This window comes from Serratia sp. JKS000199 (assembly GCF_900215455.1).
In the GTDB taxonomy this organism is placed as follows: domain Bacteria; phylum Pseudomonadota; class Gammaproteobacteria; order Enterobacterales; family Enterobacteriaceae; genus Serratia; species Serratia ureilytica.
On the sequence record NZ_LT907843.1, the window covers coordinates 805,807 to 831,285 of the forward strand.

26 protein-coding genes are annotated in these 25,479 nt (G+C 61.2%); 13 read left to right on the forward strand and 13 right to left on the reverse strand.

From position 1 onward, the window contains the following. Window positions 1-29 precede the first annotated feature (29 nt). Both CPH57_RS03975 and CPH57_RS03980 read left to right on the forward strand, forming a co-directional pair. Entirely contained in the window at window positions 30-1,481 is a 1,452-nt protein-coding gene (locus tag CPH57_RS03975) for a bifunctional 2-methylcitrate dehydratase/aconitate hydratase (protein WP_096242821.1), read from the forward strand. Window positions 1,482-1,560: 79 nt separating this feature from the next. Next, the gene (locus CPH57_RS03980) at window positions 1,561-2,190 is read left to right on the forward strand and encodes a LysE family translocator (protein ID WP_047572190.1); all 630 of its coding nucleotides are present in this window, start codon (window positions 1,561-1,563) and stop codon (window positions 2,188-2,190) included. Here the strand turns inward: CPH57_RS03980 and CPH57_RS03985 are convergent. Further along, the gene (locus tag CPH57_RS03985) at window positions 2,187-3,026 is read right to left on the reverse strand and encodes a helix-turn-helix transcriptional regulator (protein ID WP_033650544.1); all 840 of its coding nucleotides are present in this window, start codon (window positions 3,024-3,026) and stop codon (window positions 2,187-2,189) included. The genes CPH57_RS03980 and CPH57_RS03985 overlap by 4 nt on opposite strands. A gap of 99 nt (window positions 3,027-3,125) precedes the next feature. Here CPH57_RS03985 and CPH57_RS03990 point away from each other — a divergent pair, with 99 nt between their 5' ends. The 4 genes from CPH57_RS03990 to CPH57_RS04005 are packed head-to-tail and all read left to right on the forward strand — an operon-like array spanning window position 3,126 to window position 8,138. Next, window positions 3,126-4,550 (forward strand): MFS transporter, encoded by a 1,425-nt coding sequence (locus CPH57_RS03990; protein ID WP_096242065.1) that lies wholly within the window; start codon window positions 3,126-3,128, stop codon window positions 4,548-4,550. A gap of 57 nt (window positions 4,551-4,607) precedes the next feature. Then, window positions 4,608-5,237, forward strand: coding sequence for an FMN-binding negative transcriptional regulator (locus tag CPH57_RS03995; RefSeq protein ID WP_096242066.1), 630 nt, complete (start codon window positions 4,608-4,610; stop codon window positions 5,235-5,237). Between the two features lie 38 nt (window positions 5,238-5,275). Then, the gene (gene ybiB, locus CPH57_RS04000) at window positions 5,276-6,235 is read left to right on the forward strand and encodes a DNA-binding protein YbiB (protein WP_047572182.1); all 960 of its coding nucleotides are present in this window, start codon (window positions 5,276-5,278) and stop codon (window positions 6,233-6,235) included. A gap of 46 nt (window positions 6,236-6,281) precedes the next feature. Next, window positions 6,282-8,138 (forward strand): M3 family metallopeptidase, encoded by a 1,857-nt coding sequence (locus CPH57_RS04005; protein WP_096242067.1) that lies wholly within the window; start codon window positions 6,282-6,284, stop codon window positions 8,136-8,138. Between the two features lie 62 nt (window positions 8,139-8,200). Here CPH57_RS04005 and CPH57_RS04010 read toward each other — a convergent pair whose 3' ends face one another. The 3 genes from CPH57_RS04010 to CPH57_RS04020 all read right to left on the reverse strand — a co-directional run bounded on the left by CPH57_RS04010 (window position 8,201) and on the right by CPH57_RS04020 (window position 10,170). Beyond that, window positions 8,201-8,836, reverse strand: coding sequence for a carbonic anhydrase (locus CPH57_RS04010; RefSeq protein WP_004939270.1), 636 nt, complete (start codon window positions 8,834-8,836; stop codon window positions 8,201-8,203). Window positions 8,837-9,112: 276 nt separating this feature from the next. Continuing rightward, on the reverse strand, window positions 9,113-9,373 hold the full coding sequence (locus tag CPH57_RS04015; protein ID WP_015377148.1) for a YdgH/BhsA/McbA-like domain containing protein: 261 nt from the start codon (window positions 9,371-9,373) through the stop codon (window positions 9,113-9,115). Window positions 9,374-9,540: 167 nt separating this feature from the next. Further along, window positions 9,541-10,170, reverse strand: coding sequence for a flavin reductase family protein (locus CPH57_RS04020; RefSeq protein ID WP_046686671.1), 630 nt, complete (start codon window positions 10,168-10,170; stop codon window positions 9,541-9,543). Between the two features lie 118 nt (window positions 10,171-10,288). Between CPH57_RS04020 and rlmF the strand changes: the two genes are divergently transcribed. From rlmF to CPH57_RS04045, 5 genes are all read left to right on the forward strand, one after another. After that, window positions 10,289-11,254, forward strand: coding sequence for a 23S rRNA (adenine(1618)-N(6))-methyltransferase RlmF (gene rlmF, locus CPH57_RS04025; RefSeq protein WP_167325058.1), 966 nt, complete (start codon window positions 10,289-10,291; stop codon window positions 11,252-11,254). Between the two features lie 295 nt (window positions 11,255-11,549). After that, window positions 11,550-12,854: a PAS domain-containing methyl-accepting chemotaxis protein gene (locus CPH57_RS04030; RefSeq protein WP_046686672.1), complete on the forward strand. Its 1,305-nt coding sequence runs from the start codon at window positions 11,550-11,552 to the stop codon at window positions 12,852-12,854. A 182-nt stretch (window positions 12,855-13,036) separates the two neighbouring features. Continuing rightward, the gene (locus CPH57_RS04035; protein WP_033642384.1) at window positions 13,037-13,606 is read left to right on the forward strand and encodes a TetR/AcrR family transcriptional regulator; all 570 of its coding nucleotides are present in this window, start codon (window positions 13,037-13,039) and stop codon (window positions 13,604-13,606) included. A gap of 11 nt (window positions 13,607-13,617) precedes the next feature. Continuing rightward, window positions 13,618-14,256 (forward strand): GNAT family N-acetyltransferase, encoded by a 639-nt coding sequence (locus CPH57_RS04040; protein WP_089194449.1) that lies wholly within the window; start codon window positions 13,618-13,620, stop codon window positions 14,254-14,256. Further along, entirely contained in the window at window positions 14,244-15,254 is a 1,011-nt protein-coding gene (locus CPH57_RS04045) for a S9 family peptidase (protein WP_096242068.1), read from the forward strand. Before CPH57_RS04040 ends, CPH57_RS04045 begins: the two co-directional genes overlap by 13 nt. Before the next feature lie 2 nt (window positions 15,255-15,256). Here CPH57_RS04045 and ybiO read toward each other — a convergent pair whose 3' ends face one another. The 6 genes from ybiO to dps all read right to left on the reverse strand — a co-directional run bounded on the left by ybiO (window position 15,257) and on the right by dps (window position 21,108). Further along, window positions 15,257-17,476, reverse strand: coding sequence for a mechanosensitive channel protein (gene ybiO, locus CPH57_RS04050; RefSeq protein ID WP_096242069.1), 2,220 nt, complete (start codon window positions 17,474-17,476; stop codon window positions 15,257-15,259). A 154-nt stretch (window positions 17,477-17,630) separates the two neighbouring features. Beyond that, complete coding sequence (gene glnQ / locus CPH57_RS04055) at window positions 17,631-18,353, reverse strand: glutamine ABC transporter ATP-binding protein GlnQ (RefSeq protein ID WP_004939230.1); 723 nt, start codon at window positions 18,351-18,353, stop codon at window positions 17,631-17,633. Then, window positions 18,350-19,009 carry a glutamine ABC transporter permease GlnP gene (gene glnP / locus CPH57_RS04060; protein WP_004939229.1) on the reverse strand — a complete coding sequence of 220 codons (660 nt, stop codon included), beginning with the start codon at window positions 19,007-19,009 and terminating at the stop codon, window positions 18,350-18,352. The genes glnQ and glnP overlap by 4 nt, the downstream gene beginning before the upstream one ends. A gap of 103 nt (window positions 19,010-19,112) precedes the next feature. Then, window positions 19,113-19,856, reverse strand: coding sequence for a glutamine ABC transporter substrate-binding protein GlnH (glnH, locus tag CPH57_RS04065; protein ID WP_016928516.1), 744 nt, complete (start codon window positions 19,854-19,856; stop codon window positions 19,113-19,115). A 339-nt stretch (window positions 19,857-20,195) separates the two neighbouring features. Then, window positions 20,196-20,462 carry a DksA/TraR family C4-type zinc finger protein gene (locus tag CPH57_RS04070; RefSeq protein ID WP_033650555.1) on the reverse strand — a complete coding sequence of 89 codons (267 nt, stop codon included), beginning with the start codon at window positions 20,460-20,462 and terminating at the stop codon, window positions 20,196-20,198. Window positions 20,463-20,604: 142 nt separating this feature from the next. Beyond that, entirely contained in the window at window positions 20,605-21,108 is a 504-nt protein-coding gene (dps, locus tag CPH57_RS04075) for a DNA starvation/stationary phase protection protein Dps (RefSeq protein ID WP_016928514.1), read from the reverse strand. 357 nt (window positions 21,109-21,465) lie between these two features. Between dps and CPH57_RS04080 the strand changes: the two genes are divergently transcribed. Beyond that, the gene (locus tag CPH57_RS04080) at window positions 21,466-22,017 is read left to right on the forward strand and encodes a shikimate kinase (protein WP_033642390.1); all 552 of its coding nucleotides are present in this window, start codon (window positions 21,466-21,468) and stop codon (window positions 22,015-22,017) included. On the opposite strand, the gene nanQ is transcribed toward CPH57_RS04080, so the two are convergent. Further along, complete coding sequence (gene nanQ, locus CPH57_RS04085; protein WP_033642391.1) at window positions 21,999-22,466, reverse strand: N-acetylneuraminate anomerase; 468 nt, start codon at window positions 22,464-22,466, stop codon at window positions 21,999-22,001. The genes CPH57_RS04080 and nanQ overlap by 19 nt on opposite strands. A gap of 132 nt (window positions 22,467-22,598) precedes the next feature. Further along, on the reverse strand, window positions 22,599-23,486 hold the full coding sequence (gene rhtA, locus CPH57_RS04090; RefSeq protein WP_033650558.1) for a threonine/homoserine exporter RhtA: 888 nt from the start codon (window positions 23,484-23,486) through the stop codon (window positions 22,599-22,601). A 400-nt stretch (window positions 23,487-23,886) separates the two neighbouring features. Here rhtA and ompX point away from each other — a divergent pair, with 400 nt between their 5' ends. Beyond that, entirely contained in the window at window positions 23,887-24,405 is a 519-nt protein-coding gene (ompX, locus tag CPH57_RS04095) for an outer membrane protein OmpX (protein ID WP_019454480.1), read from the forward strand. An 86-nt stretch (window positions 24,406-24,491) separates the two neighbouring features. On the opposite strand, the gene CPH57_RS04100 is transcribed toward ompX, so the two are convergent. Continuing rightward, the gene (locus CPH57_RS04100; protein ID WP_033642393.1) at window positions 24,492-25,475 is read right to left on the reverse strand and encodes a nitrilase family protein; all 984 of its coding nucleotides are present in this window, start codon (window positions 25,473-25,475) and stop codon (window positions 24,492-24,494) included. Between the last annotated feature and the right edge of the window lie 4 nt (window positions 25,476-25,479).

The window sequence follows — 25,479 nt, forward strand, 5'->3', positions numbered from 1 at the left end:
TTTTCACTCTGGAGCCTTTGGGAATCATGATGCTTGAGTCTGCCAACACCGGCCGTCCGCCGTTCGATCGCGAAATGGTCGATATCGTCGATTATGTAATGAAAGAGGCCGTCGATACCCCGGCGGCGTACCGCACCGCCCATTATTGCCTGCTCGATACCCTCGGCTGCGGGCTGGAGGCGCTGAGCTACCCCGCCTGCAAGAAACTGATGGGCCCGGTGGTGCCGGGTGCCGAGGTGCTGAACGGCAGCCGGGTGCCCGGCACCCGTTTCCAGCTGGATCCGGTGCAGGCGGCGTTCAATATCGGCGCCATGATCCGCTGGCTCGACTTCAACGACACCTGGCTGGCGGCGGAGTGGGGCCACCCGTCGGACAACCTGGGCGGGATCCTGGCGGTGGCCGACTGGCTCTCGCGCCAGGCGGTGGCGGCGGGCAAAGCGCCACTGACCATGCGGCAGGTGCTGATCGCCATGATCAAGGCGCATGAGATCCAAGGCTGCCTGGCGCTGGAAAACGCCTTTAACCGGGTAGGGTTGGATCACGTGCTGCTGGTGAAGGTGGCGTCCACCGCGGTGGTGGCGCAGCTGCTCGGCCTGAGCCGCGAGGCGATCCTGAACGCGGTGTCGCTGGCGTGGGTGGACGGGCAGTCGCTGCGCACCTACCGCCACGCGCCGAACGCCGGCACCCGCAAATCCTGGGCGGCGGGGGATGCGACCGCCCGCGCGGTGCGGCTGGCGCTGATGGCCGCCACCGGTGAGATGGGCTATCCCTCGGCGCTCACGGCGCCGACCTGGGGATTCTACGACGTCTCGTTCAACGGCAAACCTTTCCGCTTCCAGCGGCCGTACGGCGCGTATGTGATGGAGAACGTGCTGTTTAAAATTTCGTTCCCGGCGGAGTTCCATGCCCAGACCGCCGTGGAGGCGGCCATGACGCTGCACCGCCAGATGCAGGCCGCCGGCAAAACCGCCGCCGACATCGCCGCAGTGAGCATCCGCACCCACGAGGCCTGCCTGCGCATTATCGACAAGCAGGGGCCGCTGGATAATCCGGCGGATCGCGATCACTGCATTCAGTATATGGTGGCGATCCCGCTGCTGTTCGGCCGGCTGACGGCGGCGGATTACGAAGACCGGGTGGCCGAAGATCCGCGCATCGACGCATTGCGTAGCAAGATACATTGCCATGAAGATCCCGCCTTCACGCGCGATTATCACGATCCGGAAAAACGCTCGATAGCCAATGCGCTGACGGTGGAGTTCGCCGACGGCAGCCGTCTGGATGAGGTGGCCGTGGAGTACCCCATCGGCCATGCGCGGCGGCGCGAAGAGGGCATCCCGCTGCTGATCGAGAAGTTCAAAACCAACCTGGCGCGCCAGTTCCCGGCCCTGCAGCAGCAGCGCATTCTTGAGGTGTCGCTGGACCGGCAGCGGCTGGCGCAGATGCCGGTCAACGAGTATCTCGATTTGTGGGTGATCTGATGTGAGCGGCGCTGACAAGCCACGTCGGCGTCGCTATGATGGATGCTCCATCCCCGTCCGTCTTCTTATCAGGTGATTCATGATTGATGCTGCAACGCTGTTGTTGTTTTCCGGTGCCTGCGTGGCGCTGGCGCTGACCCCCGGCCCGGATATGCTGCTGATCGCTTCGCGCAGCGTCAGCCAGGGGCGGCGGGCCGGTTTCGCTTCGCTGGCGGGCATTCAACTCGGCACTTACTGCCACGCGCTGGCGGCGGCGCTGGGGTTGTCGCAACTGTTCGTCGCGGTGCCGCTGGCTTACGACGCGGTGAGAATGTTGGGCGCGGCTTATCTGCTTTATCTGGCCTGGAAAACGCTGCGATCCGGCAGCAGTCTGCAGGCTTCCGCCGGGTTGCAGGCGGTGCCGACGGCGCGCATTTTCCGACAGGGGCTGCTGACCAACATCCTCAACCCGAAGATGGCGCTGTTCGTGTTGGCGCTGTTCCCGCAGTTTATCGATCCGCGCGCCGGCTCGGTGGTGGTGCAGATGCTGGCGCTGGCGACGGTGCTGAATCTGGTCGGCTTGCTGATTAACGGCGGGGTGATCCTGGCGGTCAGCGGCATGAAAAGCCGTTTCGCCAGTCGCCGCTTCAGCGCCCGCTGGCCGAACTACCTGCTGAGCGGCGTGTTCGCCGGGCTGGCCTGCAAACTCATTTTCGACAGCCGTCGTTAATCCTCGCGCAGCAGCGCTTCAAACGCCGCGCTGGCCGGTTCGTCCGGCAGCGCGCTGTACATCACCAGCCGCAGATGGTTCTCTTCGTCGACGATGAAAGAGGCATGGTCAAAGGTGACCGGGCCGATCTCCGGGACGACGAAGCTGCGCCGCCCCTGACAGCGTCCGTGAATGTCATGCTGCCGCCAGAGCCGGCGGAACGGCGGCGACACCCGCTCCAGCGCCTGCACCCGTTGGCGCATTACCTCATCCTCCGGCGCGCGGGCGTAGTCGCGGCGGAAGCTGGCCAGGATTTGCGGCGCCTGCGCCTGCCACTCCAGCAGGCGCTCATTGAGCTGCGGATCGGCAAACAGCATCCACAACATGTTGCGCTCTTGCGCCGGGCGATCGCCGATGGCGAACAGCCGCTGTGCCGCCGGATTCCAGGCGATGATGTCCCAACTCAGGTTCATGACGTAGGCCGGCCGCAGCGCCAAATCGTCCAGCAGACGCCGCACCAACGGCGAAACCTGGCACCACTGATGCCCAACCGGCACCGGCGGGCGCTGATGCGCCAATAAGAACAGGTGGTAGCGGCCGGCGGCGTCGAGCTGCAGCACCCGCGCCAGATTTTCCAAAAACGTCACCGACGCATTGATTTCCCTGCCTTGCTCCAGCCAGGTGTACCAGGTGAGGCCGACGCCGGCCAGCGCCGCCACCTCCTCGCGCCGCAATCCCGGCGTGCGGCGGCGGCTGCCGCTCGGCAAGCCGACCGCCTCTGGCGACAGCTGTTCTCGCTTTTGCCGCAGAAAATCCCCCAGTTCGTGGCGGGTGCGTTCGAGGGTGCGTGGGGGCATGTCGGCCGTCCTGTTGCTGTTAGTAATAGTATAAATGGCTATATAGTAACAGTTTAAACCCTGTTCCATACTGCGGCCATCATAATCTCTGGAGGTGGTATGGAACATTCATTATCTGGTGAGCGGCGAGGGCTGCCCGGCCTGCCGGTGCTGCTGTTGGGCGGTTTCGTCACGGTGTTCGATCTGTTCGTGGTCAACGTGGCGGCGCCGGTGATCCAGCGGCAGTTCGCCGCCGATTTCGCCGGGGTCGGTTTGATCGTCGCCGGTTACGAGCTGGCGTTTGGGGTGCTGTTGATCGCCGGTGGGCGTCTGGGCGATCGCTTCGGGCGTCGGCGCTTGTTCAGCCTCGGCATGCTGGGATTCACGCTGAGTTCTCTGCTGTGCGGGTTGGCGGGATCGCTCAGCCTGTTGATCGCCGCGCGTATTCTGCAGGGGGCGACGGCGGCGCTGTTGTTCCCGCAAATTTACGCCTTGATGCGGGTGCTGTACGCGCCGCAACAGCGGCGGCGCGCTTTCGCCTGGCTGGGCATGACGCTGGGATTGGCGGCGATCTTCGGCCAGATCCTCGGCGGATTTATCATCGAGGCCAACCTGTTCGGCAGCGGCTGGCGCATGATCTTTTTGATCAATTTGCCGATCGGCGCACTGGCGCTGTGGGCGGTGCGGTGCATTCCCGAATCGCGGGTGGCGCAGGCGCAGCGGCTGGACGGCGTTGGCCTGTGGCTGGCGGCGACCGGCCTGTCGCTGTTGCTACTGCCGCTGCTGGAGGGACCGGCGCGCGGCTGGCCGTGGTGGATAGCGCCGATGTTGGCGTTGGCGATGCTGACGCTGTGGGGCTTCCTGCGTTGGGAGCGGCGTCTGGCGCAGCGCGGTGACGATGCGGTGCTCGATCCGGCGCTGTTCCGCCAGGCGGGTTTCGCGCCGGGTATGGCGGTGGTGCTGGCGATTTATGCCACCGCTTCCTCGTTTTTCTTGTGTTTCGCGCTGCTGCTGCAGGCGGGGGCGGGGCTGACGCCTTTTCAGGCGGGCAGCCTGTTCGCCCCGGCCAGCGCGGCCTTTATGTTGGCGTCGATGCTGGCGCCCCGGCTGGCGCAGCGGTGGGGCAACGGCGTGCTGAGCGTGGGCGTGGCGATTTACGCCGCCGGGTTGGCGCTATTGATGGCGCAGGCGCTGTGGGGTGAGGCGCTGGCGCATCCGCTGCGGTTGCTGCCGGGGTTGGTGGTGCTGGGGTTCGGTCAGGCGCTGAGCATGACGCCGCTGCTGAATCTGGTGCTGGGTTTGGCGCAGGAGCGGCAGGCGGGGATGGCGGCGGGTCTGGTCGCCACCGTGCAGCAGGTGGGAGGCGCGTTGGGCATCGTGGTCAGCGGCGTCGGTTTTGTGCCTCTGTTGGCGAGCGGCGGCGCGGCGGAGCGCTATGCCCAAGCCTTTGCCGGCGCCATGGTATTTAATCTGTTGGCGATGGGCGTGGCCCTGCTGTTGTTAAAGCGGATCACTCGAAATAGCCAGAAAGCGAATCTTAAGTAGGCCGCCGGCGGGTGCTTTACTGTTGTCATCATGAGAGAGCGATAAGGAGCCGCACTGATGTTTCAACCCGCCGCATTTCGCGAAGACGATCTGGATGCCCAACTGGCGTTGATCCGCGCCCACCCGCTGGGGCTGTTGGTCAGCCACGGCGAGCACGGATTGACGGCCGACCCGCTGCCGTTTGTGGCTGATGTCGAGCAGGGGCAGCTGCGGCTGCGGGCGCACCTGTCGCGCGCCAACGCGCACTGGCGGCGGTTGCGGCACGCGGCGGAATGCCTGGTAATTTTTCAGGGCGTGGAAGGTTATGTGTCGCCCGGCTGGTACCCGAGCAAGCGCCAGACCGGCAAGGTGGTGCCGACCTGGAATTACAGCATGGTGCAGCTGTATGGCGTACCGACGGTGATGGACGATCCGGCCTGGCTGCGCCGCCAACTGATCGATCTGACCGCGCAGCAGGAAGGGCGCCGCCCGGCGCCCTGGCGGCTCGATGATGCGCCGGCCAACTACATCGCCGCGCAGCTTAAAGGCATCGTCGGTATCGAGATCGCCGTCACCCGGCGCGAAGGCAAATGGAAGATGAGCCAAAACCGCAGCGCCGACGATGCCGGCGGGGTGATCGCCGGGCTGCGCGAGGGCGATGACGCGCAGCGGCGGCTGGCTGAGGAGGTTGAGCGGCGGCGCGGATAGGGTATGCTAACCGAAGAGTGAGCTGAGGGAACCTTCGGATGGATTACACCAAAATTATCAAAGAAATAGGCCGCGGCAAAAATCATGCGCGCGATCTGGATCGGCAGACCGCCTTTGAGCTGTATCAGGCGATGCTGGCTGGAGAGGTCCCCGAGCTGGAGCTGGGCGGCATTCTGATCGCGCTGCGCATCAAGGGCGAAGCCGAAGAGGAGATGCTGGGGTTCTACCAGGCGATGCAGCAGCAGGTATTGTCGCTGCAGGCGCCGCAAGGGCGCCCTCTGCCGGTAGTGCTGCCGAGCTACAACGGCGCGCGCAAGCAGGCCAACCTGACGCCGCTGCTGGCGCTGCTGCTGGCGAAAGTGGGCCTGCCGGTGGTGGTGCACGGCGTCCTGGACGACAGCACCCGCGTGACCAGCGCCGAGATTTTCCGCGCTCTGGGGCTGCCGTGGTCGGAACAGGCCGCTCACGCCCAGCGGCGTCTCGATAACGGCGAGGCGGTATTCATGCCGGTTTCCACGCTGTCGGCGCCGTTGGCGCGGCAGCTCGGATTGCGTTGGCGCATGGGGGTGCGCAACAGCGCCCATACGCTGGCCAAGCTGGCGACGCCGTTTGGCGAACAGGATGCGTTGCGCCTCGCCAGCGTCTCACATCCGGAGTATGTTGGCCGGGTGGCGTCGTTTTTCCGCCAGATCGGCGCCCGCGGGTTGCTGATGCACGGCACGGAAGGCGAGGCCTACGCCAACCCGCTGCGCTGCCCGCAAATTCACCACATCGTCGGCGGCGAACAGCAGGTGCTGCTGGAGCGCACCTTGCCGGATGAAACACCGGCATTGCCGGCGGCGAAAGACGCTGAAACCACCGCGCGCTGGACTGAACGCTGTCTGGCGGGCGAGGTGGCGATCCCGCAGGCCATCCAGCGGCAGGTCGCCTGTTGCCTGGTGGCCGCCGGCGAGAGCGAGACGCTGGAGCAGGGGCTGCAGCGTCTGCGTCAGGCCTAAGCGCGGCTATACTGGGATATTTCCTCATCGGCTGAGAAGGACGGTTATGCAACAGGCTCTCGATTACTTCAATCAATTGAACCAGGATTACCTCGACGTTCACCGCGCCAAAGAAGAGCTGTTCTGGCAAAACTACATGGGCACCGGCGATGAAGACGTCTCGGCGCGCTTTTCCGCCGCGGAAAGCGCCTATAAGCGCTTCGTCGCCGAACCGCGCCGGCTGGCCGAGATCCGCAGCCTGCTGGCCGGATTGGAAGCGCTGCCGCAGGAGGCGCAGCGCGATGCGCTGATCCACGGCCTGCAAGGTTGGCTGCGTTTCTTCGACTGCAACGCCATCGAAGATCCGCAGGCGCAGGCGCTGTTGGATCAGATCATTCACGCCGAGTCCGATCTTTACTCGCGCCGCAAGGGCTATCAGGTCACGCACCTGAACGCCGACGGGCGGCGGGTGGCGGCCTCGCTCGGCGAGCTGTTGACCAACCAGGCGACCAACCCGAACGAAGACTACCGCCGCAGCTCGCAGCAGGCGCTGCGCGATCTGGAGCAATGGCTGCTGCATAACGGCCTGCCGGAGCTGATTGGCCTGCGCAACCGCTTTGCGCGCCAGATGGGTTATCGCAACTATTTCGACTACAAGGTGAACAAAACCGAGCGCATGACGCCGGAGCAGCTGTTCGCCATTCTGGATCGCTTCGAGCGGGAAACCCGCGCGGCCAACGCGCGCAGCCTGCGGCAGCTGGCGGCCGACAAGGGCGACCAGGCGCTGGAGCCGTGGAACGTACGCTTCGCCAGCGCCGGCGACGTCACCCGTCAACTGGATCCTTACTTCCCGTTTTCTCGTTCGCTGGAACGCTGGGTCGACAGCTTCAAACGTCTGCACATCGGTTTTGGCGGCGCCGAGATGAATCTCGATCTGCTGGTGCGCAAAGGCAAGTATGAGAACGGCTTTATGCACGGCCCGGTGCCGCCGTTTGTACGTCAGGGGGAATGGGTGCCGGCGCGCATCAACTTCACCAGCCTGGCGCAGCCGGGGCAGGTGGGCAGCGGGGCTTATGGGCTCAACACGCTGTTCCACGAGGGCGGCCATGCGGCGCACTTCGCCAACATTCGCCAGAATGCGCCGTGCTTCTCGCAGGAGTTCCCGCCGACCTCGATGGCCTATGCCGAAACCCAGTCGATGTTCTGCGACAGCCTGCTGGACGACGCCGACTGGCTGAAACGCTATGCGAAAAACGCCGCCGGCGAAGCGGTGCCCGATGCGCTGATCGAAGCCGGCATCGCGGCGCGCCAGCCGATGCGCGCGTTCAACGAGCGCCACATCCTGCTGGTGCCGTACTTCGAGTGGGCGCTGTACCAGTGGGATGACGAGCAACGCACGCCGGAAGCCATCACCGCACTGGCGCGCGAGGTCGAGCAAAAGATCCTCGGCATCAGCGGCAGCCCGCGCCCGACGCTGGCGATCCCGCACCTGCTGTCGCTGGAGTCCGCCTGTTCCTATCAGGGTTATCTGCTGGCGATGATGGCGGTGGAGCAAACCCGTCACTTCTTCCTGCAGCGCGACGGTTACCTGACGGACAACCCGGCCATCGGCCCGGATCTGGCGCAACACTACTGGTTGCCGGGCAACAGCGTCAGCCATGACGACACGCTGCGCAGCCTGACCGGCGAAGGGTTTAATCCGGACTATCTGGCGCAGGCCTGCAACCAGACGGTGGCGCAGGCGTGGCACGAGGCGCAGCAGACGATGGCCGCCGCGGCCAAGCGCCCGCAGCCGCCGGCAGATTTCGATTTGCAGGCGCACATCCGGGTGGTGGATGGCGAGACGGTATTGGCGGACAACGCTGAGGGTGACGACCGGATGTGCCGCGACTTCGCTGCGGCGATAGAGGCGCGCTTGGCTTAAGGCGGATAATAAAATCCACGCCGCGGCGTGGATTTTATTTAATGGCTAAACCGGACGCTATTTTATTCGAAATAGACGTCGGGATTATCGGCCAAAGACACGAAGCTCTTGGTGTTTCTATCCAGCGTGCGAATTTCACCGCTTTCGATGTCGTACACCCAGCCGTGCAGGCGCAGCCCGCTGTTGCGCAGACCCACCGCCACAGAAGGGTGGGTTTTGATATTATTTAGCTGAGCAATAACGTTCTCTTCGACCATAGCGTTAACTTTGTCTGTTTCGCTATTCCACGTTTTCTTCTCGACCACCGCTTTGGCCGCATCCGCGTAGTGCAGCCAGTGAGCTACCGCAGGCATGGGGTCGAGGCACTGGCAGGACGCGATAGCCTTCATGGCGCCACAGTTCGAGTGGCCACAAATCACGATATCGGTAACCCCCAACGCCACCACTGCATACTCGATGGTGGCAGAGACGCCGCCCGGCTCCGGGCCGAAGGAAGGGACGATGTTGCCGGCGTTACGGATAACGAAAAGCTGCCCAGGTTCTTGCTGTGTGACCAGCTCGGGCACTAAACGGCTGTCAGAGCATGAGATAAACAGCGCTTTGGGATTTTGGCTGGAGGCAAGGCTGCGGAACAGTTCCTTGCGCTGCGGGAAAATCTCTTTCTGGAAACTGAGGAAACCTTCAATGATATGTTGCATACAACGCTCTCTGCATCTGTAGTCTGCGTAACATGATAATCATCCTCTCCCGTTAGTCCAGCTATGGGCAGGTAAAAAAATGTGTGTGCAAACCCCATTGAATACAGGGTTTCTGCCTGTTGGCGACAGAATTTTCCGGCTCGTTTACGCGTGGGGTGCTGACAAAGCGGACGGCAAAAAACTCACTGTCTTACCCATTCAGCGCTAATGCACTTGAACATAAAAAAAGCCCGCCGGGGTGATAGCCGGCGGGCTTTTTGACGTCTGGGGCGGCGATTATTTGTAGATAACCGCGGTGGCGTGCATCAGGTTATTGCCGCTGGTGGAGGTGATGGTAAAAGCCTTGGCGCCCGCCGCATCGGCTTTGGCGGCCAACTGGGATTTCAGGCTGCTCAAGTCGGTCGCGCCGCTGGCGACGATCACGCCGGCTTTTTCGAATTGGGCGGCATCCTGCGCGCTGACGTGTTCAGCGGCGAAAGTGGTGAAAGAAACGGTAGCCAGGGCGATAGCGGCAGCAAAAGTTTTGATGGTTTTCATGTTCGTCATTCCTGTCAAAGTCAATTAGGGAGAAAGGGGTTTGCCTTTCGATGGGAGGATTATTGCGCAGTGACAGGCGGGATGAAATCGGAGAGTGTTGATGGTTTTATTCAATTTTTTTGATTATTAATTCCCCCGTTTATCTTCTGCCTAAACGGGGGAAACGATCAGCGTGTCGGGCGCGTCAGATCGAAACGGTGCTGTTCGGAAATGCCGTAGTAGGCGGTCGGGCCGCCGGCGCGCAGGATCGGTTCGGCGGCGGCGGTCTGGTAGACGCCGTGTTCATCCAGCAGCGCCGGATCGAGATGCACCGCCACCACCTCGCCCAAGACCAGCCAGGTCTCCACCTGTTCCCCGGCGGCGGTTTGCAGTTGGATGCATTGGGTCAACCGGCATTCGAAGTTCACCGGGCTTTCGGCCACGCGCTCGGCTTTGACCCGGCGCCCGGGCAGCGGCGTAACGCCGGCGAAGGCGAATTCGTCCTCACCGCGCGGCAGGGTGATGGAACTGTTGTTCATCGCTTCCGCCAGCGGGCGCGTCGCCAGGTTCCAAACGAACTCACCGGTTTCCACGATATTCGCCACGCTGTCTTTCCAGCCGGTGCTGGCGAAACCGATGATCGGCGGGCGATAGTTGAAGCAGTTGAAAAAGCTGTAGGGGGCGAGATTACGCAAGCCGGCGGCGCTGCGGGAAGAGATCCAGCCGATGGGGCGCGGGCCGACGATGGCGTTCAGCGGATCGTGCGGCAGGCCGTGGCCGGCGGCGGGTTCATAATAATAGCGAGATTCACGGCTCATGGGGGCCCCTGTGGCAATCGATGAAGCTTTCATTGTGCCGGGTTTCCCGCCGCTGCGCCATTCCGGGCCGGATGTGTTATCTTACGCGCCGGAAATACCTTCAAGAGAGCCCGTCACGGTGGAAAAAAAGAAAACCTTCCCGCAGCAGAAAAGCGGCCTGCATCCGCGCAACCGTCATCGTTCGCGCTACGACTTCCCGGCGCTGATCGCCAGCTGCCCGGCGCTGGCACCGTTCGTAAAACCGAACGCCTGGGGCGATGTTTCGGTGGACTTCGCCGATCCGGCGGCGGTGAAAATGCTCAACCGTGCGTTGCTGCAACACTTTTACGGCATCGAACACTGGGATATTCCGGCTGATTACCTGTGCCCGCCGATCCCCGGCCGCGCCGACTATCTGCACCACCTGGCGGATCTGCTGGCGACCAGCAACGGCGGCGAGATCCCGCGCGGCAAGGGCGTGGCGATCCTCGACGTCGGCGTCGGCGCCAACTGCATTTACCCGATCGTCGGCCTGCGCGAATACGGCTGGCGTTTCACCGGCTCCGAAATCGATCCGGTGTCGCTGAACGCCGCCAAAATGATCGTCGAGATGAACCCGACGCTGCGCAACAGCGTGCGTCTGCGGTTGCAAAAACAGCCTGAGCTGATTTTTAGCGGCATCATCGGCGCGGCCGAGAAATTCGACGCCACCCTGTGCAACCCGCCGTTCCACGCGTCCGAGCAGGAAGCGCGTGCCAGCACCCGCCGCAAGCTGCATAAATTGGGCAAAGGGGAAGTGGCCGACAAGCCGGTGCAAAACTTCGGCGGCAAGAACAACGAGCTGTGGTGCGAAGGCGGCGAAGAAGCCTTTGTGCGCAAGATGGTGGAAGAGAGCGTCAGCAAGGCCAATAACTGCCTGTGGTTCACCTCGCTTATCTCGAAAAACACCACGTTGCCGGCCATCTACCATGCGCTGAAAGTGGCGGGGGCGGCCGAGGTGCGCACCATCGAGATGGCGCAAGGGCAGAAGATCAGCCGCTTCGTCGCCTGGACCTTCCATGACGCCGAGCAACAGGCCGCCTGGGCAGCCGAACGCTGGCGTTAATCTTCCCGGCGCCGGTTATCCTGCCGGCGCCGACAAAAATCCGCATTTTACCTTTCAATTTTCATCACTTACGTTATTCTCAATACAGTTATTCATAATAAAAATCTTAGGTTGTTGGTTTATTTAAATTCGAATAATTACTTTACTGAATAAATAAATTTAATCCGGTTAAGAGCAATAACCAGAAGGATCGGCGCTGCCCGCTCCTTCCGCGATGGCACGTCTGCGTGTGGGCGCGGCATGTGGCCAGACAAAATAAGAAAAGCGCGATCATCTGCCACAAGGACTACACCCTATGCTGTTACGATTCAGTCAGTTAACTACCCACAAAGGCGCCGAGCTGAGCGCGATAGAACACGCCGTTCCCATGATTGTATTCTCGCCCGACGGTACGGTATTGCGCGCCAACGATCTCTTTCTCAGCACGCTCGGATTTCAACGCGATGATGTGATAGGCCGGCATCATCGTATTTTCTGCGATCCGAACTATGTCGCCAGCCCGTTATATCGCGAACATTGGGAGACGCTGAATAAAGGGCAACCCATCACGGACACGATAAAGCGCATCGCGAAAAACGGCGAGGCGGTGTGGCTGCAGGGCACCTATGCGCCGGTGCTGAATAAACAGGGTAAGGTGGTGGAAATCGTCAAGATCGCCAGCGAAGTGACCGAGCGAGTGACCCAGGCGCAGGAACACCGCAGCCTGCTGGCGGCGCTGAATCGCTCGATGGCGATGATTTCTTTCACGCCGCAGGGCGACATTGTCAGCGCCAACGACAATATGCTGGCGCTGATGGGCTATCGGCTGGAAGAAGCGTGCGGGCAGTCGCATGCGGTGCTGTGCCCACCGGCGTTCGCCGCTTCCGACGACTATCGGCGGCATTGGCAGCGCCTGGCGCGCGGCGAGTTCATCACCGGGCGTTTTGAGCGCGTCAACCGGCGCGGCGAACGGGTCTGGCTGGAGGCCAGCTATAACCCGATCCTCGACAACGACGGCCAGGTGGTGAAAGTGGTGAAGATCGCCCAGGACATCACCCGGCTGATGCAACAGCAGCAGCATGAAGAAGAGATGGTGCGCAACGCGCATCATCTGTCGCTCGATACCGACCGGCAGGCGGCGCAGGGCGCGGTCATCGTGCAGCAGGCGGTGAAGGGCATGCAGCAGGTCGAAGCGGCGGCGCGCGAAACGTCGGACGTGGTCACCGAGCTTGGCAAGTGCTCTCAGCAGATCGGCACCATCGTCGAAGCCATTCGTAAAATTGCCTCGCAAACCAATCTGCTGGCGATTAACGCCTCCATCGAAGCCGCCCACGCCGGTGAGCACGGGCGCGGTTTTGCGGTGGTGGCCAACGAGGTGCGCACGCTGGCGGAACAGTCGCGCAAGGCGGCGACCGAGATCGAACGCATGACCAAGTCTATCCAGCAAGGCGTGGCGGCGGCGATCGCCGGCATGGCGACCTGCGTGGAACAGGCCGGCGGCGGTGTGGCATTGACCCATGACGCCGGAGAAGTGATCAATCAGGTCAACATCGGCATGCATGACGTCGTGAAACTGATGCAGGCGTTTACGTCGGTGAAGCAGGGCGACGCGCTGCACTGAGTTTGCCGGGCGCCGCCCCTGAAAGCGGGGCGGCGTTTGTCTCTTCCCACCGATCTCTGCGCCGTTGAGCCGCGGTTCAATTTTACCGGCCTATGCTATCCTTAAATGTGAACGAACGTTCGTTCATTTATTTGTGTCAATTTACGGCGCCCAGCGCCCCTTCACCGTTTCGGGAGCTGCCGATGGGAAACCGAGAAAAGATTGTCGACGCTGCGCTGCACAGCTTTACCCATAAGGGATTTCACCAGACCAGCATGCGGGATATCGCCCAGGCGGCGGGCGTCAGCGTGGGCAACCTCTATAACCATTTTTCCGGCAAGGAGGCGCTGATCGGCGAGATCGCGCTGCTGGAAAACGGCGTATTCGCCGAGTTCGCCGCCGCATTGCGGGCCGAGAAAAAGCGGCCGAAACAGGCGCTGTCGGCCTTTTTCACCGCCTATCACGCTTTTGTCGCCGAACCGGACAATGTGCAACTGTCGGCGGAGATTGTGGCTGAAGTGGCGCGTAACCCGGCATTGGCCGAGCCGTTCAGCGCCAACCAGCGGCAGTTGATTGAGGCGCTGGCGACGACGATCGCCGAGGCTCAGCAAATCGGCGAGATCGCGCCGGCGATAGCGCCCTTGCCGCTCGCGCAGCTGGTGCTGGACGTGATCGAAAGCCAGGCCTGGCGGCAGGCGATCTTCGCGTCGCCTTCGCCGGAGGCGATCACGCCGGTGCGGCTGTTGGAACAGCTGCTCTACCGCCAACCCTAGTCGAGGTTGATATGTTGCACATTGAGCCTTATCGCAACGCTGACCGCCTGCAAACGGCGGCGTTGATCTACGCCGCGTTCTGCGACAAATTCCAGCGCGCGCGCCGTCTGAGCGCCCGCCTTCAGTGGCGTCTGTTCTATCGGCTGTGGCGTTGGCGGCAAAGCGGCAGCCGGGAGCGCAGCTTCGTGGTGAAACAGGATGAACAGGTGGTGGCGGTCTTTGCCCTGAATGCCATCGATGGCGAGAACCGCGCTGGGCCACGTCCGCGCGCCTTGCCGATTTGGCGGCTGTGTCGCCGCTATGGCTGGCTGAACGTTTGGCGTATGTATCTGCAAATTGCGGTGTTGCAGCACACCCCGGCGGCCGATGAGCTGTATCTTTCCTACCTGGCGGTGGCCGAGAGTCAGCGCGGCAAAGGGGTGGGCAGGCGACTGCTGCAGTGGATGAACGACTACGCCGCCGAACAAGGCGCAGGCCGGCGCCTGAGCCTGCACGTCAGCCGGCGCAACGTCGATGCGCAGCGTCTGTATCAGCGCTGCGGTTTTCAGGTGCGGCGCGAAGAACATTACGCCTCGCTGGGCTTGCTGTTCGGCCAGGCCGATTGGGTGTTGATGGAGAAACGCAGCGGGGAGGCGACGTGCGCAGAATAGGGCTGTGTCTCGTGGCGCTGCTCTTGCCGGTGCTCGGCTGGGTGATTTACGTCAACGACTTTCGCTTTGTCACCGAACCGGTCGTGGTGACCGCCGGTGGCAATCGGCTGACCGGCACGCTGGTGCTGCCGGAGCATGCGCCGGTGAAGCCCGGCGTCGTGGTGTTCGTGCACGGCGATGGACCGGCCAACGCCAGCCGCGACGAAGGCTATTACGGCATTTGGGAGACGATGGCGCAGCAGGGCTATGCGGTTTTATCCTTCGATAAGCCGGGCGTGGGCGGCTCCGGCGGCAACTGGCTGCATCAGACCATGGCGGATCGCGCGCGGGAAACCGCCGATATCATCGACTGGGCCCGGCGGGACGGGCGCTTCGATGCGCGCTGCGTGGGGCTGTGGGGCACCAGCCAGGCGGGGTGGGTGATGCCGGAGGTGGCGCGTTTGCGCCCCGACATCGCGTTTACGCTGGCGGTGGCGCCGGCGATCAACTGGCTGCGGCAGGGGCGCTACAACACCCGGGCGGCGATGGCGGCGGCAGGGGACGATGAAGCGTCGATCGCCGCGCGCGAGGCGCACTGGCGCCACATCCAAACATTGCTCGAACAGCCGGACGGTTACGAACAGTACCGCCGTGAGTCTGGCGCCGCCGCTGCATTGAGCGCCGACCGCTGGCGCTTTATTCGCGCCAACATGGCCAGCGACGCGACGGCGGGATTGCGGCATTTCGCCACGCCGGTGCACCTGATCCTGGGCGGGCGCGACGTCAACGTGGACGCGGACGAAACCGAGCGCGTGTATCGGCAAACGATCCCGGCCTCGCTGCTGACGGTGAGGCGCATCGACGAGGCCGATCATGTGATGGTCAAGCCGCTGTTCGCGCGCCATCCGTGGCTGATCAACGTGGTGGGCCTGTTTGCCCCGCGCTCGGTGCAATACGACGCCTACCGGCAGGACGTGGCGGCCTTCTTGGCCGCTCAGCCCTGCGGGCGCGGGCGCTAACCTCAGATCGCCGCGGGCGGCGCCTGCTCGTCATGCGGCTGCGGCGCGCGGGAAATCTGCATCGCCTGCTGCGGCATGCCGATGCCGGCCCGATCGAAATGGATTTTCACCAGCCGGTCGAGGGCGTATTGCACCACCCACTGTTTCAGCGCCTGCGTGCGCACCGTCACGCGGGTGGTGAACGAGCGATCGCCCAGCGCCACCACGCCGTTGAAGACCGGCTCGCCAATCAGGAAATGCTTCACCTGTTCATCCTGCTTCAGCGCCTCGATGGCCTGATGCAGCACCTCATTGACCCGATCGATGTCCTCGTCGCGGCTGACGGTGTAATTGGCGCGGTATACCCCGAACTCACGCGCATAGTTGGCCAACGTGGTGATCGAAGAGTACGGCACGATGTGATAGACGCCGTAGTCGTCGCGCAGGCCGATCGAGCGGATGGTCATGCGCTCCACGGTGCCGGTGATGCCGCTGACAGTGACGTATTCGCCGGTGTTCATGCCGTTTTCAAACTGGATGAACACGCCGGTGATCACGTCTTTCACCAGCGTCTGGGCGCCGAAGCTGATGGCCAGCCCCAGCGCGCCGGCGCCCGCCAGCAGCGGCGCGATGTTCAGTCCGACCTGCGACAGCACGATCATCACGGTGATGGTGCTGATAACGATAGCCAACACGTTGCGAAACAGCGTCAGCAGCGTGCGTTCGCGCGCGCTCGGCCGCACGCCGTTGCTCAGCTCCAGCGCCAGGCGGTGCTCGATGATGCTGGCCATCAGCGTCCAGCTAAACACGGCGATCAACAGGATCAGCAGAATATGCACCAGCCCGCCGAGCGTCCGCTGGCCATTTTCGCTGCCCGCCCATTGATACAGGTTGATCAGATGCCACGCATCAAGCAGAAACAGCGTCACTGCCAGCACCACCATCACCCGCAGTATCTTCAACCCGTTGGGGATGTAAGAGTTGATGCGCCGCTCGAGCATCGGATAGCGTAAATTGACGTCGCTCGGCAGCGAAATGCGGCGGAAAATCCAGCGGGTCAGCATGCCGGACAGCAGGGCGCCGACGCCGACCACCAGCAGGCTTTTTACCGTGGCGCTCATCATAAAGCGCAGGCTGTTGCCGATGTCGAACTGGGACAGCACGAACAGCACCAGAAAATAGGCGATCGCCAGCAGGTGCCAGACATGCCCCAGCCCGCGCAGGATCACGCTGAAAAACGCCATCGACCGTTCGGCCAGCAGGTTGATCTGTTGCTGTATCGGTTTGCGGTTGTGCAGGATCAGCCAAATGGCGTATAGCGTCAGCGCCAGCATCACCACCAGATTGACGGCGGCGGCGGCCGAATAGCTGATCTGCACCGCCACCACCGGCACCACCACCATCAGGCCATAGCCGATCAGGCCGCTGAGCCAGGCGAGGCGGGTGTTCCAATAGCGCGCGCTCCGATCGCTGAAGGGGAACGGGCGCAGATAGTCGAAGCTGGGGGCGAAAATCAGCCGCAGCACCGCTTTGAAGAATTCAATTACCGCGAAGGCGCTGAGAAACAGGGTCTGCAGCCGCAGGATGGTGGCGCTGTCGGCGTGGACGTGGCGGGCAAACAGGTTGCCTGCCGCCAGCGCCAGCAGCAGCACCAGCAGATCGATGGCGAAAGCGCCGAGAATGGCGGCGGGGCGCTTATACCACGGGCCGCGCTGCAGCCTGGCGTTGTGCCCCCAACTGCCCATGCGCTTGTACAGCGGCGCGATCAGCCGGCGGATCAGGTGGAACAGCGCAAAGGTGACCGCCACCGTCAGCAGAAAGTAGCCCAGCGCGCGGAAAAAGCCGGCGGGATTGAAAACGCGCTTCGGGCCGGAATCGATCAGCTTTTGCAGCGCGCCGAGCTTCTGGTTAAAGGTGCCGATGCCTTCCTGCGCCAGCGAGTTCAGGCTGTCGCTCAGCGTAACGGGCGTCGATTCCTCCGGCGTTGTCGGCGCGGCGGCCGCAGCGTCGCCGGCGGTCTGTTTCAGGTGGTCGATGAGTTCCGCGCGCGCTTGGTCGTCTTGCAGCAGATCGGCCAGCGCGGCGTAGGCGGCTTTCTGCTGCTCGCTCTTGTCGGCGGGCGCAGGCGGCGCATTTTGCGCCAGCGCCGGTGGTGCGAAGACGCTCAGGGTCAACAGCAGCAGCAGGAAAAGCAGGTGTTCTCGCAGATGAGAACCTCGTCGGGAGTCTGCGTTTGGCGGCATGGTTCCTCTCTTTGGCGTTCTGTGATCGGCGGATGTCAGAGCAATACGATGAAAAACAATCAATATAGTAGGAAAGGAAACGCGATGGGGCGTGGGAGAGCGTGCGGAATGAAAGCGGCGGGCGCGTGGCGCGCCCGCCGTTAAACCGCCAGGATCAGGAAACGTGCTGCAGGAATTCCTGCAGACGCGGGCTCGGCGGATGGTTGATCAGATCGTGCGGGTTGCCGTCTTCGGCAATCCGGCCCTTGTCGATAAAGATCAGGCGCGACGCCACTTTTTCGGCAAAGCCGACTTCGTGGGTGACGATAACCATCGTCATGCCTTCCTCGGCCAGGTCTTGCATCACCTTAAGCACTTCGTGGCGCAGCTCCGGATCGAGCGCGGAGGTCGGCTCGTCGAACAGCATCATTTTCGGCTTCACCGCCAGCGCGCGCGCGATCGCCACGCGCTGCTGCTGGCCGCCCGACAGTTCGGACGGGTAGTGGTGGGCGCGCTCCGCCAGACCGACCTTGGCCAGCAGCTCGCGCGCCAGCTTTTCCGCATCGGACTTCTTCGCGCCGCGCACGCGGATCGGGCCGAAGGCGACGTTTTCCAGCGCCGTCAGGTGCGGGAACAGGTAGAACTGCTGGAATACCATGCCGGCTTCCTGGCGGATCAACCGATCGTCTACTTTCGGATCGTTGGCTTTCAGGCCATCGACGATCAGATCGCCGCTGGTCACCTCTTCCAGCTTGTTGATGCAGCGCAGCAGGGTGGATTTGCCGGAGCCGGACGGCCCGATGATCACCACCACTTCGCCTTTGTCGATCTTCAAATCGATGTTGTGCAGCACCTGGGTTTGGCCAAAATGCTTGGAGACGTTTTTAAATTCAATCACAGGATTTTCATCCTTCTTTCCAGACGACGCAGCACGAAGCTCAGCACCAGAGTAATAATCAGGTAGATAACCGCCACGGCGCTCCAGATTTCCAGCGCGCGGAAGTTACCGGCAATAATTTCCTGACCCTGACGGGTCAGCTCCGCCACTCCGATCACGATGAACAGCGAGGTATCTTTGATGCTGATGATCCACTGGTTGCCCAGCGGCGGCAGCATGCGGCGCAGCGCCAGCGGCATAATGACGTAGCGGATGGTTTCGCGGCGCGACAGGCCGAGCGCCAGCCCAGCTTCGCGGAAACCGTTATGGATAGACAGCACCGCGCCGCGGGTGATTTCCGCGATGTAGGCGCCGGAGTTGATCATGATGGTCACCACCGCCGCGGTGAACGGATCGATGCGCAAATCGGTGAACGCCATCGGCAGGGCGAAGTAGATGAACATCACCTGCACCACGATCGGCGTGCCGCGGATCACTTCGATAAACACCAACGCGATGTGGTTGGCGATCCATCCGCCGTAGGTGCGGGCAAAGCCGGCGACGAGGCCGATGATCAGGCCGCCAATCAGACCGAGGACCGAAATCCACAGGGTCATTTTGGCGCCCTCTAACAAGATAGGAATGGCGGGCCAGATGGCGCTCCAGTCGAACTGCATGATATTTCTCCCGGTGATCCCAAACGTGGGTATCAGATACAACGAAGCGCAGGGGGTTAAGCGACCCCCTGTGCTTAAGTTAATAGCGTGCCAAGTTCACCGCTTACTTAGGTTCGGTACCGAACCACTTCTTGTAGATTTCGTTATAGGTGCCGTTCTCGCGCAGGGTTTTCAGCGCGCCGTTCACCTTCTCGCGCAGCGCATCGCTGCCTTTAGGGAAGGCGATGCCATACTGCTGCGCTTCCAGCGAATCGCCGACGGTTTTGAACTTGCCGGCGCCGGCCGTCTTGATGAAGTATAAGATGTTTGGCGTGTCGTGCAGCACCGCATCGGCGCGCTTGGTGCCCAGTTCCATATAGGCGTTGTCAATGTTCGGGAACTGACGCAGATCCTTGGTTTTGATGTGCTGCTTGGCGTAATCCACCGAGCCGGTGCCGCTCTTCACCGCCACCACTTTACCGTTCAGATCGTCGATGCCTTTCACGCTGTTGTTGTCGGCATTGACCATGACCAGCAGGCCGCTTTTGTAGTAACCGTCTGAGAAGTCGATGGCTTTCTTGCGCTCATCGGTGATGGTGATGCCGGCCAGCGCCAGATCGACGTTTTTGGTCTGCAGCGCCGGAATGATGCCGCCGAAGTCCATCGGTTTCAGGGTGTAGTCCAGCTTCAGCTCTTTGGCGACGGCGGCCCACAGGTCGATGTCGAAGCCGACGTATTTGTCGCCTTGCTTGAACTCAAAAGGAACGAAAGCGGTGTCGGTGGCGACCACCAGTTTGTCTGCTGCGTGGGAACTTACGGCAAAGGCCAGGGAGAGTGCGGCCAGGGAGACTTTAAAAATCGACTTCATGAGAGGAATTCCTGTACAGGTTGCGGATTACCCATTTTTTATATTGCAGTTGGTGCCATGAAAAAATCGTGCCATGTTTTCAACTAATATAAAAACAAAGAGTTACTGCGTGATGTTGTGCCGTGACGGCGAATAGTTATGGTTATGCACCACAATGAGGCACCGAAATGGTGCGTAAGAATTATCTTGGTGCACGGGGCTATCATTAACCAAATTTTGGCTGTGAAACAACCGTTCTTTAACGTTTTTGCTTCAATATTGATAACTAACTCTAACTTTCATGATCCATTGACGGTGCAAGCGTGACTGCGAGAGGGGGAAAAAGGGGAGCAGATAATGCTAGCGCAACTGGCTGTCTTTGCTGCCGCGCCGGTTGTACAGGCTGCTGGCCGCGTGTTTTTTGTCTTGTTCGGCCTGGCAGGCGACACAAAAACGCACCCCCTTCAGCGCCTTGCGGCGCGCCTCGGGGATCGGTTCTCCGCATTCCTGGCAATAGCGTTCGCTCTCGCCATGCCCGAGTGCATCACGCGCGCGCTGCACCGCATCGTCGACGGTAGAATCAATTTGATCTTGTACGGCGCCGTCCGCCGCCCAGCCGCTGGCCATCATGACCTCCTGACAAGGGAAACCTACCGTTTAATATGGGCCGTTTTTTGCACAATTCAACGGCCGCGCAAAAGAAAACAGGCCGGGCGAAGCCCAGCCTGTTCTGCCCGGCACGACGGGCGGTCTGCAACGCGCTGCGGCGTTATTCGATGTTGGATTCGATGAACCACAGGAACTTGTCCAGATCGCGCGAGGCGGCGGTGAACATGTCGGCGGTGTCTTCGTCTTCCACTTCGGTAATGGCCTTACGGATGTCATTCGCCACCGCGCCGTAGCGATCGGCCAGCGCTTTCAGGTGTTCTTGCACGCTGTGGATATTGGTCGGATAGCTTTTCAGCGGCGTGCGATCGTTCACCACCTGTACGGTGCCCAGCGCCACGCCGCCCAGCTGCACCACGCGCTCGGCGAAGGTGTCCTGGTGCTCGATGATGGCGGTGCGGAAGCCGTCCAGCATTTCATGAACCGCGATAAAGTTCGCGCCACGCATGTTCCAGTGCGCCTGTTTGGTGATCAACGAAAGATCGATGAATTGCACGACCTGATGGTTCAGCGCCTTGATGGCGGCCAGTTTGATTTTTTCGTCCAGATCGTTACGGGTATACAGCAGATCAGAAGATTTCGTTTTCACCAGTTTAGCGGTACTCATATCAGATATCCTCTTGATTAGTCGTTGTCCTATTTCGTTACGGGATTAATTATAGCAGGGCTGTTTATTTTTGCCGGACGAAAATGGCTATTGCACAAATAGGGTTAGCCTACGAATAATGGGTCTTGTTGAATTTTTACTTAATACAACACCATGAAAAATATAATTATTTATCATTCTCTGATTTATTGTTTATGGCTGTGAAAATTTACCCTGGTTATTTTATTTTTTCGCCTGCGGGCTTCGGCTAAATATCCGCTTTGTTATCGTGGTGTTAATTTCTCATCCATTCATATTGATAGCGGTAATTGGTGCCGCTACAGTAGGGCAATTATCCTCTCTCTTTATAGGCGAATAATGAAAATTAACGTCGTCGGCACCAGCGGCAGCGGTAAAAGCACCCTGGCGCGTCAACTGGCGGAACGGCTTGGCGTGCCCTATATCGAGATGGACAGGCTGTATTGGCGGCCCGAATGGCAGGGAACGCCCGATGACGCGTTCCTGGCGCGGCTTGAACAGATGCTGGCCGAAGCGGGGGATGGCTGGGTGCTGGACGGCAATTACAGCCGCACGCAGCCGATCAAGTGGCGCGAGGTCGATTATATTCTGTGGCTGGACTACGGTTTCGGCCGCACGCTGTGGCAGGCCGTGCGCCGCGCGTGCCGACGCGCGGCCGGCAAAAGCGAGCTGTGGCCGGGCACCGGCAATCGGGAAAGCTTCCGCCGTTCTTTCTTCAGCCGCGAGTCGATCGTGCTCTGGACGATCCGCACTTACTCGAAGAACCGGCGAAAATACCTGGCGGAGATGGCTCGTCCCGACGCCGGACGCCGTTTCGTGCGCCTGCGTTCTCCCCGCCAGGCCGCCGATTTTCTACGGGCGCTGCCGCAGGTTCACAGCAGCAGACGGTGATGGATCCTCACCACCGCTTTCTTGATTTGCTGTGGCCGCTGCCACACGCAGCCGGTCTTGTGCGGCTCCATCTGGAAAAAGAGGGCGAACATGCCGTGCGTCATGTGCAGTGTTTGCGGGTGGCGTTTGATGTCCAGCAGCAGCAGATCGCTATTTTCCGCGTGGGGTTGTTCGCGATGTCCGTTGCCCGCCAGACCGTATTCGATGCGCTCTTCACCGCTGATCAGCAGATGCAGCGCAATGTATTCCTGATGCATTTCGGCGCGCTTTTCCGCCGCCGGCGCGGTGGTCAGCGTCATCACGTCCATAAAGATGTTGTCGCCGTCGATCGGGTGATGCCCCAGCGCCAGTTCTGGCAGGTCGCATCGGCGCAATTCGGTCAGGGTTGAAACCAGCGCCGGCGCGAGTCCGCGGCCGAAGCGTGGGTTGAACAGGCTGTTGTGAATCACTGTTATTCTCCATGTGAGCGAAAGTCCAAAGAGCCTGCGATACAGGCTAAGGGGAAGTATGCCGACTTGTCACGAGGAAAACAGTTAACCCGCCTGCATTCCGACGTTGCGGTCTGCAGGCGAGTCGGGTCATCAGGAAAGGCTTTCGAGGCGAGGTTTGGGGCGAATGGTGAGGGCGGAGCCCATGGAGGCGGCGATGATCGCCGCCAGCGCCAGCCATTGCACGCCGCTCAGGTGTTCGCCGAGGAACAGCATGCCGGATAACGCCGCCATCGCCGGTTCCAGGCTCATCAAGGTGCCGAAGGTGCGCGCCGGAATTTTGGGCAGCGCGATGATCTCCAGCGAATAAGGCAGCGCGGTGGAGAGGATCGCCACCGCCAGCGCTATCGGCAGAATCTCAACGTTGAACAGCACGCTGCCGGTTTGCCAGGCGCCGATCGGGCAGAACACCAACGCGGCGATCAGCGAGCCGAGCGCCACCGTGCCGGGGCCGTGATCGCCGCCGGCCTTCTGGCCGAAGATGATATAGACCGCCCAGCAGGCGCCGGCGCCGAGCGCGCAGGCGGCACCGAACGGGTCGATTCCGCCTACGCCGTGGCCAAGTGGCAGCAGGAACCACAGCCCGGCGATCGCCAACGCCACCCAAAGGAAGTCAATCGGCCGCCGCGACGAGAACATGGCCACCGCCAACGGGCCGGTAAACTCCAGCGCCACGGCGATGCCGAGCGGCACGGTGCGCAACGACAGGTAGAACAGGTAGTTCATCGCGCCGAGCGACAGGCCGTAAATCAACAGCGGCAAGCGGCTGCCGGCGGCGATGCGCATGCGCCACGGGCGGAAGATGATGAACAGAATCAGGGTGCCAATGAAAAGACGCAGCGTCGTGATGCCTTCCGCACCCACGATCGGGAACAGGCTTTTGGCCAACGAAGCGCCGCTCTGGATCGACACCATGGCGATGATTAACAGACAAATGGGCAGCAGCGCGGAGGGCGCTCTGCCGGCAGTAGATAACGACATCCTTAACGGGCCTTTTATGCGCCGTTCCTCAGCCTTGAGAAAACGGTCGAAACGGGGATGCGAGCAGTGTAAATGAAATGGCGAAAATCTGTCTGAGAAAAGCGCGCATCGCGGTGAAATCCGCCGATCCTCGGATGAGATGTGGCGGATTTGGTCAAAAAGTGCGCTTTTTCTTAAGAATTATCTGGATATTAAATAGGTGATTTTTGTCACAGAAAGTCGTAGAATACGGCCGAAAATAGAGCGAAAAGAAGAAGATACACTGTTCTTGAAATCTTCTGTTACACGATATAAAGCATTAGACACTCATTTCAAGGCAGAGTTTCACGCTAATTTTTGTTATATTTTCAAAGCATGAACAAATGGATGTACTTAATAATAAAACGCGTTTGAGGTGGTTATGAAAAAAATTGCATGTCTTTCCGCAGTAGCAGCTTGCGTATTAGCAGTTAGCGCAGGTACCGCATTCGCTGGTCAGAGCACCGTATCCGCTGGCTATGCGCAGGGTGATTTCCAAGGCGTTGCTAACAAAGCCGACGGTTTCAACCTGAAATACCGTTACGAGTTCGACAACAACCCACTGGGCGTAATCGGTTCCTTTACCCACCTGGAAAAGGACGGTTCTCAGGACGGTTTCTATAACAAAGCTCAGTACAACTCTATCTCTGCCGGTCCAGCATACCGCATCAATGACTGGGCGAGCATCTACGGTCTGGTTGGCCTGGGTTACGGTAAATTCACTACCAACGCTCAGAACGGCACTTCTCGTCACGACACCGCTGACTACGGTTTCACCTACGGCGCCGGTCTGCAGTTCAACCCAATCGAGAACGTTGCCCTGGATGTCGGTTACGAGCAGAACCGCATTCGCAGCGTTGACGTTGGCACCTGGAACGTTGGCGTAGGCTACCGCTTCTAAGTGTGTTCGTGCCTGCGGGCATGAACCTGCGGCCTTGTTTGCCGCACCCATAAAAAATCCGCCTCCGGGCGGATTTTTTTTATCTGTCATTCACCGCCGCGCCCCGTCGGCTGCGTCGAAAAGCGCGCGCTGCGGGCATCGCGCTCGTAGCCTTGCGGCTCGGTCAACAACCCGTACAGCTCGGGGCGCCGCCCGTAGATCCAGCGGCGACCGGTGCTGAGCGGGATTAGCGTCAGATCGAGCTCGGCGCTGACCATCCGGTCTTCCGCCGCCCAGGTCTCCGCCACGATCCGGCCGTAAGGATCGAGGATCATCGCGTTGCCGGTGCGTATTTCATCGTCATCTCGGCCCACGCCGTTGCTGAACAGCAAGAACAGCCCGTTGTCGTGAGCGCGCGACGGCAGCCAGCGCATCAGCCAGCCGCGGCCGTGTTCGCCGCGAAAGGCGGCTTCTATCGCCTGCGGATCTTCCACGCGCCGCTGCCACAGCGCCTGCGGGATCGGCTTCATGCCGTGCGGGCTGCGCGAATGGGTGCCGCCGGTCTGGTGCGGGGCGATCAGCACCTCCGCGCCCAGCAGCGCCGTTGCGCGCACATTCTCCACCAGATTATTGTCCCAGCAGATCAATACGCCCACGCGTACGCCCCAGGGGGTATCGAACACCGTATAGCGGTCGCCGCTGGCGATAGCCGGGTGCTCGAAGGCGTGCAGTTTGCGGTGCACATGCAGTTCGCCGTCCGGCAGACAAACGGCATAGGCGTTGTAACACCGGCCGTCATCGCCCAGCTCGATCAGCCCGACGCCAATCGCCATGTTGTAACGCTCAGCCAGCGGGCGAATGCGCGCCAGCGAAGGGCTGCTCACGATCGGCTCCGCCAGCGCCCGCACTTCGGCGTCGGACAGATGGCGCACGTGCCAATAGCCGGTGACGCACATTTCCGGGAATGCCAGCAGTTGTATCTGTTGTTCGGCCGCTTCCGCGATAAAGCGTTCCATGGTCGACAGGTTGTAATTCTTGTCATTGGCATGATGCTGGAATTGCACCGTGGCGGCGCGTAATGAGGTGGTCATGGGA